Source organism: Trichocoleus sp. DQ-A1, assembly GCF_039961955.1.
Classification (GTDB): Bacteria; Cyanobacteriota; Cyanobacteriia; order Cyanobacteriales; family FACHB-T130; genus FACHB-T130.
In genome coordinates, this window is the sequence record NZ_JAMPKE010000007.1 from 213,767 (window position 1) to 228,724 (window position 14,958).

The window sequence follows — 14,958 nt, forward strand, 5'->3', positions numbered from 1 at the left end:
CCAAGACAAATTTTTAGATTTTTGATTAGATTTTTTAATTATTGCAAGCACTACTGATGCGATTCCTCTGCTTGAAAGTAGAAAATTGAGCAAGCTTTTTAGCTGTCCTGCCTCAAAATGGAAGAAAGTGAAACGGAGGGTGTTGCTGGATGGAAACAGTAGCCCGCGAAAGCGAATTAGAGGTACTGGGGCGAATTCTACAAAATCGCCTTTACTCGGCATTACCGGAGAAGGTTCCCTTTCAAGTTCGGTGTGCCTTACCGCAGGAAGCGTTAATTATTTTGACGCAACACCCAGCGGATTTTCTGCCTGACCCGCAACGAACCTTTAGAACGTTAGAGCAAACTCTCAAAAGTCTGCAACCGGAATTTGCCCGTCAAGTCCAGGTGTATCTAAGAGTAGTCGGGCAAAAGCAACCCTATGCTTTCCATGCCTTCAGTGTCGATCCGCCTGTTGTGTCAACGTCAACTGTGCCAACGTCAACTGTGTCAAGGTCAACGACTGCTCTCGCTGATGAGACATCTGTTATCGAGGAGACAATCCCAAATTCGACAGAAGTCAAAAATCCACCCAAAAAATTGAGGCGCAAGGAGACAATTCCGGAAAATCTCCCCAGCGAGACACCAGCAGCGGCAGATGACAGCATTGGAGTGGATACCGATTCGGCAGAAATCGGCTCAGCACCGACAATTGATGAATCTTCCTCCCTTCCCGCCGATGAACTCAGTTTAGAGCCGGATGAGTCGCCGCCGGATGATTCGCCGGGGGAGGTTAAAAGCGAGGCACCACCGACTTCACTGGTTGGTAAACTACAGCGATTGCCATTACCGGTACTGTTGGCAAGCGCGGGAGTAAGTTTATTGACGTTTCTGCTCACTCTCTACGCCTTGACACGTCCCTGTGTCATCGGAACCTGTACGCCGCTACTCACGGCACAAGAGTTGAGCCAGGAGGCATCTGCAACCCTTCAGCGACCAAAATCTGGGCAAGAAATACTAGAAGCAAGAGAGAAACAACAAGAGGCAATCCGCCTTTTGAAGCTGATTCCATTTTGGTCTGGTTCTTATTCCGAAGCTCAGAAGCAATTGAACGACAATTCGCAGCAAGCCGAATTGCTCGATCAGCTGGTAATGGCTTTGAGTAAAGGTTCGGCGGCGGCTAGACAGAGCCAAAATCCTCCCCATTCAGCGACAGAATGGTTAGAAATTCAGAAGCTATGGCGAGAAGCGATCGCGCTTTTGGAACCCGTGCCCAAAAATAGCACGGTCTACCAACTGGCTCAGCAGAAAATTAAGGACTATCGAATAAATTTAGCCGCGATTAACGGGCGAGTGAATGCCGAACGACAGGCGCTTAAAAACCTCGACGCTGCAAAAGAAGGGCTTCAGGTAGCAGAAGCCCGTGAAGGAGTGGCTAATTCGATCGCCACTTGGCGACTGGCTGAAATGAACTGGGAGATGGCAATCAATCGGCTCAAGGCGATTCCTGTCGGCACGACTTCCCGTCCGGAGGCGCAGCAACTGCTGGCGACAAATCTGCCCAAATTGTCAGCAGCACGCGATCGCAAAAACAAAGAACAAATTGCCGCTAACGCCTACAATTTCGCTCAAACCCTCGCACGCAATGCCAAAAATTACGAACAGCGCAACCAATGGACATTAGCGGTGCTGAACTGGCGCAATGCAATCGTTAACATTCAAAAAATTCCCAGAGGTACTTTTTTCTACAATCAAGGCGATTCCCTAATGAGTTCTTATAAAGCCGAACTCAGGCAAGCAGAAATCCAACTAGGGTATGCCAGCCTGCTACAAAAAGCGAGTACCGATCTTATTAAAACCTGCGCTGGAACGCCGAAAGTCTGTGAATACACTGTCACCAGTCAGCTAATCAGAGTTCAGTTGACACCCGCTTATATGCAGATGGTGACGCAAACCGTAAACGCCGCACAATTGAGAGGAGATTCTAATGCTCAAGCTGGTATAGCCGCTCATTTGCGAACGCTAGGAGACGCACTGGAAGCGATTAGCGATAACGCCCGTATTCCTCTTGAACTCTATACTCCAGATGGTTCATTGATTAACAAATATCCTAAAGTTAGCTAGGAGGAAAAGTCTCAATTAGGGTCGATTATGTTTTCTATCTCAACCCACTAAATCCTGATATTGGGTTAGTTTTTGCTGTTGCTACTTATACCATTTCATTTTTGTGTTGCTACACTTATGCTTCGTCTTCCGTCCCATTTGAGTGGCTCAAATATGTAGGCATCATCAAAGGAAATTAAGATTACATCTTGCATTTGTCAAAACAATAAACAACAGACGCAAGGTCGTATAAAACTAGCAATATTTGAATTAAACTAACCAGGAATTTTTTAAAAAAATCCGTTTTTTATTTTTAATGATTCTTGAGTTGGGCTTCGCTAGTAAAAAACTGGCGGCAAAGCCCTTGAGTGACTAATAAAGTTGTCACTAAGTTGGTAAAAGCAAGCATAAACATAATTAAAATTTGGTAGGATGCAGCATTCAGCGGGTCAACACCACTCAATAATTGACCTGTAATAATTCCCGGTAGTGTCACGACTCCAACAACCATCATTTGGTTGAGAGTGGGAATCAAACCGGCACGGATGGAATCTTTGCGGTACTGTGCAACCGCCTGTTGTGGTGTTGCACCTAAGCTCAGGTGGGTTTCAATTTCGGCGCGACTAGCGTTGACGGTGCTGCTCAACCGTTCGCCCGCGATCGCTGCTCCATTCATCGCATTTCCGAGTACAATTCCCGCTAAGGGAATCAGGTACTGGGGTTCATACCAAATGGGCGGCTGAAGGATCAACAAAGTGGTGTAACTCAATGTCAGGGCGCTACTCACCAAAATCGACCCCCACACCACGGGCAATACTTGGGGAATTTTTTTGCCGATGCGATTGCGAGCAACAATTGCGGCAATGCTCAGCATCACCATCAAAAGTGCCAAAACTGCCCAAGGATTTTTCCAGGCGAAGACAAAGGCTAATACATATCCAACGCCCAACAGCTGGATAATAGTGCGACCAGTCGCGATCGCCAATTGCCCTTCTAATCCGAGTTGTTGAATCCTGGATAAACCAATGGCAACTGCCATCATGCCCAACGCCAAGACAAGGTCTGTAAAGTTCAGTGCGATTAAAGAATCCACAGTTCAAAATGAGGTCTTGCTTTCTCCCTAATTCTGCCAGGGTTGAGGAAGTTTTGATTGCGGAGGGCGGAGGACTGAGGACTGAGGACTGAGGACTGAGGACTGAGGACTGAGGACTGAGTGCTGAGGAGTTAGGAGTTAGGAGTTAGGACTGAGTGAAAATAGGAATGCTCCCCTTGTCCTCTGTGGGTCTGCTTCGTTTTCCTGTTATCGTCCCTCTATCTGCCAAATTCTGCGAAACAATTTTGTAAGTTCGGCATTCTGAATCACAAAGGATGGTGAGGCGTGGATTCCCTTTCTGAGCAAAATTTGGTTCTATGTAGATAAAAATTTGTGGTGTCAACGAGTGAATAATATTCCCCCCCTAGACCTGTCGCGGCAGTACAAAATTATCAGTGAAGAAGTGAATGCAGCCGTTCTAGGCATCTTGGCTTCTGGTCGTTATATTGGTGGTCCTTCGGTTGCAGGCTTCGAGCAACAGTTTGCAGCTTACACGGGCGTTGCAGAGTGTGTAGCGTGTAACTCTGGTACAGATGCCCTCTATCTAGCTCTCAGGGCTTTACAGATTGGGCCGGGGGATGAGGTAATTACGACGCCTTTCACCTTTATTGCCACTGCTGAAGTAATTAGCGTGGTGGGGGCGACGCCGGTTTTTGTCGATATTGATGCCCATACGTTTAATTTCAATATCGATCAGCTGCAAAAGGCGATTACCGCTAAAACTCGCGCCATTATCCCAGTTCACCTGTTTGGGCAGCCGGTGGATATGACGACAGTGATGGACGTAGCACAGGCTCATAATCTAGCGGTGATTGAAGACTGTGCCCAAGCCACAGGCGCTGAGTGGGCAGGATCTAAAGTAGGCAGCATCGGGCATATTGGCTGCTTTAGTTTCTTTCCTACTAAGAATCTGGGTGCTTGTGGGGATGGCGGTGCGGTGACGACGAACGATCCAGCGATCGCTTCTGCTATACGGATGCTGCGGGAGCATGGAATGCGCGATCGCTACCATCATGAAGCAACTGGCATCAATAGCCGCTTGGATGCTCTACAAGCCGCCATTCTGCAAATTAAACTGCGTTATCTGGATACGTGGAATGACCTGCGTCGCTCGGTTGCACAGCAGTACCACCGATTGTTAGAGCCGGTGCCTGGGGTGGTGAAGCCGCAAGAAACGCCAGGAGGTCGCTGTGTTTGGAATCAATACACGATTCGCCTCACCCAATCCGGTAACGGCAGCTATCGGGATGAGGTTCGCAATCAGCTACAGCAGCAAGGCGTTAGTTCGATGGTTTACTATCCCCTGCCTTTACACCTACAGCCGGTCTACAAGAATTTAGGCTATAAATCTGGGGACTTCCCTGTGGTGGAGCAAGTCTGTCACGAGGTTTTGGCCTTGCCCATGTTCCCAGAACTTTCTCTGGCGGAACAGGAGCAAGTGGTTTACAGCTTGAAAGATTGCTTGGGATAAGTTTTGAGTTTTGAATTTTGAGTTTTGAGGGTTGATTGATTAACCTCGATTTCTGGCGTAGGGGCATGGCGCTGCCATGTCCCTACAGAACGTGCATCAGTGTAAGTTTTTTAATCCACGTTCCTTAGCCAAGATTTATTCAAAATTCAAAACTCATCACTCATCACTCCGACCGCTTAGGGATTACGCATGAATGCGTTCGCGGCTGACAGTGGATAGTGCTTCCACCAAGCTACGAACAGCCGCTACCATCGCGACTTCACTGTTGAGTTGGTTGATGGCAGAACCGACGCCGACACCCGCAGCACCGGCAGCGATCGCCATTGGTGCAGTAACGCTAGAAATTCCGGAAGCACACAGGACTGGGACGGAAACAGCGCGGGAAATTTCGTAAGCTGCTGCTAAGGTAGGAGCCGCTTTTTCAATCAGTCCCAGCGTACCGGCGTGAGTCGGGGTTGAGGAAGTGCCTCCTTCGGTTTGGATAATATCGGCACCGGCTTTTACCAATGCTTCTGCGAGTTGAACTTGCCGATCTAGCTCCAGAATATGGGGCACGGTGACAGACAAGGTAATATTTGGCAGCAGCGATCGCGTTGCTTGCGTCAGCGCCAACACTTCTTCTGCTTCAAACCGCCGTCCCTGCGCGTAAAAACTATCAAAGTTGCCGATCTCAATCAAATCCGCTCCAGCTTCCACTGCGATCGCAAACAGTTCTGGTTCTACTGCTGATACGCAAATTGGCAGGCTTGTCAACTGACGAGCCAACCGCACCAAATTAGGTTCTGCGGCAATATCGACGAAAGTAGCACCGCCTAAGTCGGCTGCCTTAACGGTGGCAGCAACTCGCTCCGGATTGAAGTTATTCAATCCGGTAATAATTTTTAAAGCACGACCTTGGTCAAAGACACGCTGTAGTGTAGTATTCATGGTCATAAGCCCGATTTGGCTCGCAAATTTTGCATCTTAATTGTACAGACCGAATCATCCGGTCTCTACATTCAGAACGATCTACCTGGGAATATTACTGCGGAAGGTTGTGCATCCCCGCTGATTGCCATACCATCAGGAAATAAAAATTACGCTCTGCTTTTTATCACAACTGGGATCTAGACTAGGAGCATAGCGCAGATCCTGCCCCCCTCCTGCCCTCCTCCTGCCAGTGACGGTCATGAATTTTCCACCCACAAATCTGTCAACTTTTCACTCAGATGTTTTACAGCAAACTGAACTAGGGCAGCTGTGTGGTACCGAGCAGTTGTTCCGCGATCGCTATGAGATCCTGCGAATGTTGGGAAGAGGTGGCTTTGGTATCACCTTTTTAGCCAGAGATGCCAACTTGCCAGGCGATCCTTTGTGCGTGATTAAGCAGCTGTGTCCCAAGTTTAGCGATCCGATTGGACTGCAAACAGCGCGGAAACGCTTCGAGCAAGAAGCAAGAACCCTCAGTAAGTTGGGCAGCCATTCCCAAATTCCCATGCTGCTAGATTACTTTGTAAACGAGGGAGAATTCTATTTAGTTCAAGAATATGTACGAGGGTATACCCTCGCACGCTTGGTGCGGCGCGGAGGTCCCTTATCGGAAGAAGGCGTTAAATATTTCCTCCGTCAAATCCTGCCATTGTTGCAGTACATCCACGGCAATAATGTAATTCACCGCGATATTAAGCCCCAGAACATCATCCGTTGCCAGGACGATGGGAGGCTGGTACTGATTGACTTTGGAGCTGTCAAAGAGGAGATGGTTCCTTTAAGCGATACAGGAGGTCAGAAGCAAACCACCCAGTTTATCGGCACGGTTGGATTTGCACCGCCGGAACAATTTTCACTGCGTCCTGTTTATGCCAGCGATATTTATTCGTTAGGCGTAACGTGTCTTTACTTGTTGAGTGGGAAAGCGCCGCTAGAATTTGATAGCGATCGCTCTACGGGTGAGATTCAGTGGCAGGACACGATATCAGTCAGTAAAGACTTTGGCAAAATTCTCAACAGAATGCTGAAAATCTCTTTACGCGAACGTTATCAATCTGCAACAGCGATTATGCAGGCATTTGGCTGGGAATCGCCTCAAGACAATTTAGCGCAGTTTATGACAACTCAGCGTCCTTCAGGGAAAGATTCGGATAAGAAAAAATCAGAAGCAAATTCACCAAATTATGTTTCTCCTACCGCCAGAACAGCGATCGCGCTTCGAGATTGGAAAGCTAGGTGGCAGGCAAAGCAACGAGATCCTAAGAAAAGACACCGTCATAGCATCATTAGCAGTTCTGGTAACTCAGGACTTTAGGAATTGGTAGTGGGAAAATTATAGTTGGTTATTACACCATTGCTCAACAAAGGCTTCCGCTTTTGGGCAGAAGTTTCCTATTGGGTGCAGCAGTTTATTTCCTGAGAGTGAAAGCCCAGACAAGATGCCAATATTCCTTTCAGATATCTTCTAAAAAAATCTTTTCCTAAAGGAAAAAGGGAACGGTTGCTTATATAGCAATCCCATTTAAGTGGCGGACCAGCGGTTCATATCCTCGAATTCTTAGAGAATTCGAGGATATCACCTTCATGAATCGTTTAGGCTCGCTGCATTATCTCGGTCTATTATTAATTGATAAAATATAAAAAGTTGTTTTAGATTTCTCAAGCTTACAGAGGGAAACATTTAGCTCAATCAAGCGTCTAATTTAGTAAAAAGTTTGAGAGCGAGCTGATATCAATTCACCTGTTTAAGCGCTACACTTCAGTTTCTTATTATCTCTCTTTCTTCTAGCGTAGCCGCACTCCCATCTCAGGGGATGAGGTATCTGATGTGTATCGCCAAAGACCAAGGAAAAATCTTATGAAAATAATTTGTTTTAGATCATAATCATTAACCATAGAAAAGCCAATGAGGTTGTGAAAGTTATTTAAAATGGCACTCAATCAAAAAAGCTTTAGTCACGAAAATAACTTAGAAATCATGTGGCAGCTTAACAAACTGGCATCCCCTTGATGAAGCTTGCTACTTAAAAAGCTCAAAATCAGTTTTATAAGTTATTTCCTCGTCAAAAAATGATTGGTGAGGGTATTTCTATGAGTAAAAAAATGGGAATCAATACCCAACCGCTTTAGCAAGTTAATCCTGAAAGCAGTAAAAGCAAACAAGCAGGATTTGCACTGGCTCCGCCAAAGATAAGGCATTGAAAACGTAGGAACTTGGAATATCGAACAGGAGGGGAGAATGAAACCTTATCAAATTTTAATAATATGCGCGATCGCTATAGGAGCGATCGCAGGTTCCACTTTAGCAACGATTAGCTACCGCAACAGCCAACCACCACAACCCACAACTGAAGTTCCAGCTCCTCCGGCGACAACGGAGACACTAGAACCGACAATACCCCCGTCTGTGGCGGTATCGCCCCCACCGTATACGCCGCCGACTCCAAAACCAACTGGGACTCAAACAACTCCGCCAGACAAAAGTTCGTTTTCTCAGTTTCGCGTGCGTCTTTTAGATGCCATTAGTCGGCGGGATGCTAATTTTATTCGCACGCTTGTCACCTCAGAAACTGAATGGAACTATGGCGGTACGCTCAATTTGGACAGCTACAACATTGATGACAAAAATTCTAAATTTTGGGCATACATGGATAAGGCACTTAGTTTAGGTTGTGCTACCGACAATCAGGCAAAAGTGGCGAACAAAGAACCGGGATCTGATGTTTGGGTGTGTCCAGATATCGCAAAAGCACTGGAGTCAATTCGCCCAGATAAACCGAATGTTGGACAACTGGCAATTTTAGGACAAAATGTGAATGTCCGTGCAAACCCTGGGGCAGGTAGCAAAGTTGTGGGGGTTGTGTCTTACGATTTTGTAGGGTTTGATGGCAACACCTTTAACAGCCTACCAGAGCAGATGCAGAAAGAGGTGAAGGAAAAGGTTATCGATGGTTGGACGCCAGTGAAACTCGGGAATGGTAAAAAAGGTTGGGTTCTCAACCGCTATGTGTACGATTCAGAAACCGATTACCGCGTCAGTTTTGTGCGGACTCGCGGACAATGGCGACTACGTTACTTCTTGCCAGGAAATGGGAATTAAGCGATCGCAATTTCTGAAATCAACAGGTTAATCCACAGCCAAAGTCTTCGTCAAATTTCTGGGGCGGTCAACATCCAATCCCCGATGAACAGCCGCGTAATAGGCTAAGAGTTGCAGCGGAATAACTGTCAGGATCGGAGAAAGTAATTCGTCCACCTCCGGGACAGTCAATACCCGATCAAAGATGCCTGTAATTTCTGGATTGTTTGTGGATGTCACCCCAATGAGCTGAACCCCCCTTGCTTTTGCTTTTTGGGCATTAGCAAGGATTTTTTCATAAACAACTCCGGGCATTGCGATCGCTACTACAGTCACAGAAGAATCTAGCATCGCAATTGGGCCGTGCAAAAACTCTCCAGCATGATAACCTGTTGCGTGGATATAGCTGGTTTCTTTCAGTTTTAGTGCTGCTTCTAGAGTGATAGGAAAATTAATCCCGCGCCCTAAAATAATGCAGTTTTGGGTATGGGTAAAATCTTTGGCTAGCTGCTCGATGACGTGCTTTTGGCTTTGTAAAATTAAATCAATTTGCTCGGGGATTCGGTGCAATTCCGTGAGAATTTGATGCAGGCGATCGCTCGATAGAGTTTGACGGCAGTATGCTACATCAAGCGCCCAACAGTAGAACGCTATCAACTGAGCGACAAAGGTTTTGGTGGCAGCGATCGCTACTTCACTTCCTGCCAAAGTATGAATTGTACGATCTACTAGCTTTTCTAAGGAACTTCCCGCCTGATTGGTAATTCCTAAAAATCGAGTGTCACCAGAACAATGCTGTTTTTCTATTTCTAAGGCAGCGAGAGTATCTGCTGTTTCTCCAGATTGGGTAACGCCAACAATGAGAGTATTCGGAGTTAGAGGCGATGGTGCATCCCGAAATTCTGAGGCATAGTGTACGCTTGTTGGCACTTTAGCCACTTGCTCTAATAGATATTTACCTACTAAGCTGGCATGAAGACTACTACCACAAGCAAGAATTTTAATCTGGTCTATACCATCGTAAAAGTTGGATGATAAACCTAAGTTTAGAGGTTGTTGAGTCAATTCATGCCGTGGCTGTTTATCGTTAAAACGAATTTCTGAGAAAGCCTCTAAACAAGTTCGGACAACTTCTGATTGCTCATGGATTTCCTTGAGCATGAAGTGGGAAAATACCTTTTCTTTAGGAGAATTCACGCTGCACTAGAAATGTTAATTGGATTGGCTGCTGCCGATAGGAGCTAGAGCCTCCTATCAGCAGTATTCCCGGACTTGGTTGGGGAAGAAGGAAAAATAACCTACCCTTAAAAGGAAATTGCTCCCTGTTCTAGGTTCCTCTGCCCTACTACGAACAGTTTAGCGATGGGGAAATAACTTCGGCTCTGTCGCTGAATTTGTAGCTGCCTGGTTAGAGGTAGGTGGTGAAGCCGATGAAGTTGAGCGCAACTCTTGATAGAAACCAAGAACTTTTTCTGTATAAGGGCCGGTTTCGTTGCTGTTATAGCGGGTGGGATCGCCCGTCATCCACCAGGAAGCCGCCCGTTGTACCGCTACCACCTCATTGTTGCCACTCGCCTGAAACTCGTCCCGCAACACGTCGCGCATGACACACACCAAAATGCTTCGTGCGGTTACGGGACTGCCTTCAAATTGTGTCGGTGTTAGTTCCCGATTGATGCATTGTTTTGACCAGCCGGGTATATTATCTGGTTTAACTTGCCACTCGCTGTAGAGTCCATCATCAGCGGTGCCAGTTTGCGGTGCTGCCCGTCGTAACGCTTCCACCAGTGCCCCTACATGGGTATCAGAAATCTTTGCTGAATTGGTAGCCGCCGCCGTTGTGACAGGGGGTTTTGCGGGTGGCTGGTTTGAGGTGGGTGATGGTGATGGCGTGGGAGTTGGAGTTGGTTTAGCCGCTGGTTGGGTAGCAGGTTTGGGTGGGGTTGAGGCAGGCGGTACTGCGGATGAAGTTGAACGCGACTGCTGGTAAAAACCAGAAACTTTTTGGATGTAGGAAGCGATGTCTTTACTGTTATAGCGGGTGGGATCGCCTGTCATCCACCAAGCAGCCGCCCGTTGTACTGCTACGGATTCATTGTTACCCGCGGCTTGATACTGTTGGCGAAGAATATTGCCCATGATGCACTCTACAACTTTCCGTGCGGTGGCGGGATTTGCTTCAAATTCCGCTGTGCTTAGGGCACGTCCGGTGCATTGTTTTGACCAGCGAGAAATGTTGTTTAGTTTGATTTGCCAGTCGCTGTAGAGTCCATCGTCCTGTTTTCCGGTTTGGGGTGCTGCCTTCCTGAGCGCTTCTGCGAATGCCGCTACTTTAGCATCTGTTATCTGTGCTTGAGCGGGCAGTGCTGACAGCCCAACGCTGAGGATTGATCCCCACAGTAACCACTGTAATCGCATGGCTTGCGTCCTACGAACTTAAAACTCTTTTTTATCCTAAGTGCTATTCAATGATGCGCGATCGCTCTTAGCTATGAGAATGCGCTGAGAATGCGATCGCGGCCCTTGCTTCAAAATGAGAAGATATCTTGGGATAATCGGTGGTCGAAAAATCCTCAACCAGCATGAGCAAACGACGCAAAATTTCCTGGAAGCGATCGCTCAGTGCCATTGCCCTTAGTCTGGTGCTGTTGTCTCTGGGACTCTATAGTGTCTTCTATGGCGTTTCGTGTCTCAGTCGTCCACCCCGCACCGACGTTCAGCAACCGCTATTTCAAGGTATCGTTTATCGGCGCATTCCCCGCTCAACACCGCGCCCCCTAACGATCCACGTTGTCACTATCGACCTAAAAGCGCCAGGAATTGGGGTGTTAGTAACGCCAGGAAAACCCACCCAAGGAAAAGAAACCGTAGCACAAACGACCAGTGACTTTTTGCGGGAATTTAACTTGCAATTGGCAATCAATGGTAGCTTTTTTTACCCATTCCAAGAGCAATGGCTGTTATATTATCCCCACAGCGGCGAACCCGTGAACGTATTGGGGCAGGCGATTTCTAACGGCGTCACCTACTCTGCGTTTGAGCGAGGCTGGCCCGTTTTGTGTTTTTCTCAGGATAATCGTGCCCAAATCAGCAAGGCGAGTTGTCCTGCGGATACGGCTCAAGCTTTGGCAGGCGGCGAAATCATCATCGAACGCGGCAACTTAGTGGTGATGAAAGATAACCGCGATCAAAAAAAGTTATTTCCGCGCACAGTGGTTGCGACTGATGAAAGCGGCGAGAAATTGTGGTTAATTCTGGTTGATGGTCGCCAGCGTTTCTATAGTGAGGGCGTCAGTATAATTGAGCTACAAAATATTCTTGCCGAGTTGGGTGTTTATCGGGCGCTGAACTTGGATGGCGGCGGTTCGACAACGCTGGTGGTAGCGCGTCCTGGAGGGAAGCCTAACGAAGTGTTAGGAGCATCGCTCAATTCACCGATTCATACTCGAATCCCCATGCGACAGCGCCCAGTGGCGAACCATCTGGGCTTTTATGCGCGACCGATAAGAATTAAAAATTAAAAATAAACAATCTTATTTTTTAATTTTTAATTTTGCATTTTTTAATTTACCTGCACAATCATCCCTTCACGGGCAAGGAACGAACCGGGCGAGACTTCTTGAACTTGTGTCTCAATTTGATCGAGAAAGTCATCGCTGTGGTTCGGTTCGTGGTGAAAGATTGCCAACCGCTTGACACCTGCTGCCTGCGCTACTTTCACCCCTTCCTGCCAAGTAGAGTGCCCCCAGCCGACTTTGGGAGATTTGGGGTTGTTATACTCCTCATCGGTGTACATGGCATCGTAAATCAAGACATCGGCTTCGCGGGCTAAGTGCAGCACATTTTCATCTGGGCGATCCGGCAAATGTTCCGTATCCGTACAGTAGAACACGGTGTGCCCCTGCCACGTCACCCGATATCCCATCGCGCCGTTGGGATGGTTCAGCGGGCCGGTTTCAATGGTGATATCATCCACCTGAAAGGTATCGCCACAAATTAACTCGTAAAATTTCAAGTCAGCTTCCATGCCTTGCAGGGGCACTGGAGAATTTGAGTGCATCACGCGATCGCAGAAATGCTGTTTCATGGAGTCTGCATCCGGTGGCACTGCCCCATAAATGTGGAAGCAATTGCCCTCCATAAAAGCTGGCTTAAAAAATGGCACTCCTTGAATATGATCCCAGTGGTAGTGAGTAAAAAACATATAAGCTTCTACTGACTGCTGCTGGTTTATCAAATCCTTAGATAGAAGGCGCAAGCCGGTGCCGCCATCAAAAATCAGGCGTTTCCCACCGATTTGCATTTCTATACAAGAAGTATTGCCACCGTAGCGAACGGTATCTTTTCCAGGGGAGGGGATACTGCCTCGCACACCCCAAAACTGAAGCAAAAACTCGGAAGAAGGGCTGGTTTCCATTTCACTCTCAAGGCTTTAAAGTACCGCACTGACCCTGATGGCGTAGCAAATGATCGCAAAGCACCAAAGCCACCATTGCCTCTACCATAGGCACCGCTCTGGGCAAAACGCAAGGGTCGTGACGCCCCTTAGCTGCTAGTATAGTCTCTTCACCCTCGCGGGTCACGGTGCGCTGTTCTTTGCGAATGGTGGCTGTTGGTTTAAATGCCACCCGAAGAATAATATTTTCTCCGTTGGAGATGCCCCCCTGAATCCCGCCGGAACGGTTCGTTTTGGTGCGAATTTCGCCACTTTCGTCAATCGAGAATTCGTCATTATGCTCGCTGCCCAATAACAAAGTACCGGCAAAACCAGAGCCAATTTCAAATCCTTTACTTGCTGGTAGAGACATGACACCTTTAGCCAGGTCTGCTTCCAGCTTATCAAATACTGGCGAACCTAGCCCTTTGGGTAGATGACGGGCAACACATTCTACAACTCCGCCGATAGAGTCGCCTTCTCGCCCTACCTGCTCAATTTTTTCAATCATCCGCTCTGCACATTCGGCGTCCGGACAGCGGACAATATTACTTTCTACTTGTTCTAAAGTGACAGTGTTGGGATCGACAACGCCTTCTAAGTCTTTGATGCGCTTGACATAGGCGATGATTTCAACTCCAGCAACTTGATGAAGGATTTTTTTAGCGATCGCGCCAGCGGCTACTCGTCCAATTGTCTCCCGCGCTGAGGATCTGCCGCCCCCCTGCCAGTTGCGAATGCCATATTTAGCATCGTAAGTCGCATCAGCATGAGAAGGGCGATATTTCTGTGCCATCTCATCATAATCTTGGGGGCGAGTGTCCTTGTTTCGCACCAAAATTGCGATTGGCGTTCCCAAGGTTTTGCCTTCAAATACGCCGGAAAGAATTTCGCAGGTGTCAGCTTCTTTGCGGGGTGTGACGATTTTACTTTGTCCCGGACGCCGCCGATCGAGTTCTACCTGAATTTCTTCGGCAGAAATTTCCAATTGCGGTGGACACCCATCGATAATCACCCCGACGCCACCGCCGTGGGACTCGCCAAATGTAGTGATGCGAAATAGATGCCCGAAGGTATTGCCCATAATACTTAAGGAGGATGCATAGCGATTTGTATCTTAACAGCGATCGCGATTGAGATGGGAAGCGATCGCGCATCTCGCTGCAACTGTTTTTATTTAAACGAACCGCCAAGGACGCAAAGGGCGCAGAGGTAAGAGGAGAGAGAGCTTATATTTTTTTAATTTTCCTATCTACTTATCAGCAGCCACACGTACTCCAGCACGCTTGCTCACCTTATCAAGCAAAGTTCTGTATCGGGTGCGATCGCTTCTTGTACGTCCTTTGCTTTTTCTATTTCCCCAAACAAAAAACGCCCCCCTTGCGGAGAGCGTTTTTATTTAGCTAGAGTTTCTAGCGATTAGCCATTGATGCTGGGAGCAACCAGAGCCACTGGGGTGGACTCACCTGCTGCCAAGTCGAGGGGGAAGTTGTGAGCGTTGCGCTCGTGCATCACTTCCATACCCAGGTTGGCGCGGTTGATGACATCTGCCCAAGTGTTGATGACCCGACCTTGGCTGTCAATCACTGACTGGTTGAAGTTGAAACCATTCAGGTTGAATGCCATCGTGCTGATTCCCAAAGAGGTGAACCAGATGCCGACGACGGGCCATGCACCTAACAAGAAGTGCAAGGAACGGCTGTTGTTGAAGGAAGCGTATTGGAAGATTAACCGACCGAAGTAGCCGTGGGCTGCCACGATGTTGTAGGTTTCTTCTTCTTGTCCGAATTTGTAACCGTAGTTCTGAGATTCGGTTTCGGTGGTTTCACG

The 14,958-nt window shown here is 47.7% G+C and carries 11 protein-coding genes and 1 pseudogene; 5 read left to right on the forward strand and 7 right to left on the reverse strand.

Features of this window, described 5'->3' with window-relative positions; genetic code table 11:
* Nucleotides 1–149: 149 nt before the first annotated feature.
* Nucleotides 150–2,102 (forward strand): hypothetical protein, encoded by a 1,953-nt coding sequence (locus tag NDI33_RS09970; protein WP_190676658.1) that lies wholly within the window; start codon nucleotides 150–152, stop codon nucleotides 2,100–2,102.
* 292 nt (nucleotides 2,103–2,394) lie between these two features.
* Here NDI33_RS09970 and fetB read toward each other — a convergent pair whose 3' ends face one another.
* Nucleotides 2,395–3,174, reverse strand: a complete 780-nt coding sequence (fetB, locus tag NDI33_RS09975; RefSeq protein WP_190414315.1) for an iron export ABC transporter permease subunit FetB — start codon at nucleotides 3,172–3,174, stop codon at nucleotides 2,395–2,397.
* 346 nt (nucleotides 3,175–3,520) lie between these two features.
* On the opposite strand from fetB, the gene NDI33_RS09980 reads away from it, so the two are divergent.
* Nucleotides 3,521–4,645 carry an aminotransferase class I/II-fold pyridoxal phosphate-dependent enzyme gene (locus NDI33_RS09980; protein WP_190676660.1) on the forward strand — a complete coding sequence of 375 codons (1,125 nt, stop codon included), beginning with the start codon at nucleotides 3,521–3,523 and terminating at the stop codon, nucleotides 4,643–4,645.
* Between the two features lie 183 nt (nucleotides 4,646–4,828).
* Here the strand turns inward: NDI33_RS09980 and NDI33_RS09985 are convergent, their stop codons facing one another.
* Complete coding sequence (locus NDI33_RS09985; RefSeq protein WP_190414319.1) at nucleotides 4,829–5,578, reverse strand: DUF561 domain-containing protein; 750 nt, start codon at nucleotides 5,576–5,578, stop codon at nucleotides 4,829–4,831.
* 235 nt (nucleotides 5,579–5,813) lie between these two features.
* Between NDI33_RS09985 and NDI33_RS09990 the strand changes: the two genes are divergently transcribed.
* Together NDI33_RS09990 and NDI33_RS09995 are read left to right on the forward strand one after the other, a co-directional pair.
* Complete coding sequence (locus NDI33_RS09990) at nucleotides 5,814–6,929, forward strand: serine/threonine-protein kinase (RefSeq protein ID WP_190529213.1); 1,116 nt, start codon at nucleotides 5,814–5,816, stop codon at nucleotides 6,927–6,929.
* 924 nt (nucleotides 6,930–7,853) lie between these two features.
* Complete coding sequence (locus tag NDI33_RS09995; RefSeq protein WP_190676662.1) at nucleotides 7,854–8,714, forward strand: SH3 domain-containing protein; 861 nt, start codon at nucleotides 7,854–7,856, stop codon at nucleotides 8,712–8,714.
* A gap of 27 nt (nucleotides 8,715–8,741) precedes the next feature.
* Here NDI33_RS09995 and NDI33_RS10000 read toward each other — a convergent pair whose 3' ends face one another.
* Both NDI33_RS10000 and NDI33_RS10005 read right to left on the reverse strand, forming a co-directional pair.
* Nucleotides 8,742–9,890, reverse strand: coding sequence for an isomerizing glutamine--fructose-6-phosphate transaminase (locus tag NDI33_RS10000; protein WP_347275917.1), 1,149 nt, complete (start codon nucleotides 9,888–9,890; stop codon nucleotides 8,742–8,744).
* Between the two features lie 159 nt (nucleotides 9,891–10,049).
* On the reverse strand, nucleotides 10,050–11,111 hold the full coding sequence (locus NDI33_RS10005; protein ID WP_242033174.1) for a hypothetical protein: 1,062 nt from the start codon (nucleotides 11,109–11,111) through the stop codon (nucleotides 10,050–10,052).
* A gap of 164 nt (nucleotides 11,112–11,275) precedes the next feature.
* On the opposite strand from NDI33_RS10005, the gene NDI33_RS10010 reads away from it, so the two are divergent.
* Entirely contained in the window at nucleotides 11,276–12,214 is a 939-nt protein-coding gene (locus NDI33_RS10010) for a phosphodiester glycosidase family protein (protein ID WP_190676664.1), read from the forward strand.
* Between the two features lie 41 nt (nucleotides 12,215–12,255).
* Here NDI33_RS10010 and NDI33_RS10015 read toward each other — a convergent pair whose 3' ends face one another.
* From NDI33_RS10015 to NDI33_RS10025, 3 genes and pseudogenes are all read right to left on the reverse strand, one after another.
* A complete protein-coding gene (locus tag NDI33_RS10015; RefSeq protein WP_190414328.1) occupies nucleotides 12,256–13,110 on the reverse strand; it encodes an MBL fold metallo-hydrolase in 855 nt (284 codons plus the stop codon).
* Between the two features lie 7 nt (nucleotides 13,111–13,117).
* Nucleotides 13,118–14,212: a chorismate synthase gene (gene aroC / locus NDI33_RS10020; protein WP_190676666.1), complete on the reverse strand. Its 1,095-nt coding sequence runs from the start codon at nucleotides 14,210–14,212 to the stop codon at nucleotides 13,118–13,120.
* 335 nt (nucleotides 14,213–14,547) lie between these two features.
* Nucleotides 14,548–14,958 (reverse strand): annotated as a pseudogene (locus NDI33_RS10025) (photosystem II q(b) protein); the annotation flags it as partial.

Coding starts and splice junctions, on each gene's coding strand:
- NDI33_RS09970 (WP_190676658.1), top strand. CDS start 150: ATGGAAACAGTAGCCCGCGAAAGCGAATTAGAGGTACTGGGGCGAATT.
- NDI33_RS09985 (WP_190414319.1), bottom strand. CDS start 5,578: ATGACCATGAATACTACACTACAGCGTGTCTTTGACCAAGGTCGTGCT.
- NDI33_RS10010 (WP_190676664.1), top strand. CDS start 11,276: ATGAGCAAACGACGCAAAATTTCCTGGAAGCGATCGCTCAGTGCCATT.
- NDI33_RS09990 (WP_190529213.1), top strand. CDS start 5,814: ATGAATTTTCCACCCACAAATCTGTCAACTTTTCACTCAGATGTTTTA.
- NDI33_RS09995 (WP_190676662.1), top strand. CDS start 7,854: ATGAAACCTTATCAAATTTTAATAATATGCGCGATCGCTATAGGAGCG.
- aroC (WP_190676666.1), bottom strand. CDS start 14,212: ATGGGCAATACCTTCGGGCATCTATTTCGCATCACTACATTTGGCGAG.
- NDI33_RS10015 (WP_190414328.1), bottom strand. CDS start 13,110: ATGGAAACCAGCCCTTCTTCCGAGTTTTTGCTTCAGTTTTGGGGTGTG.
- NDI33_RS10005 (WP_242033174.1), bottom strand. CDS start 11,111: ATGCGATTACAGTGGTTACTGTGGGGATCAATCCTCAGCGTTGGGCTG.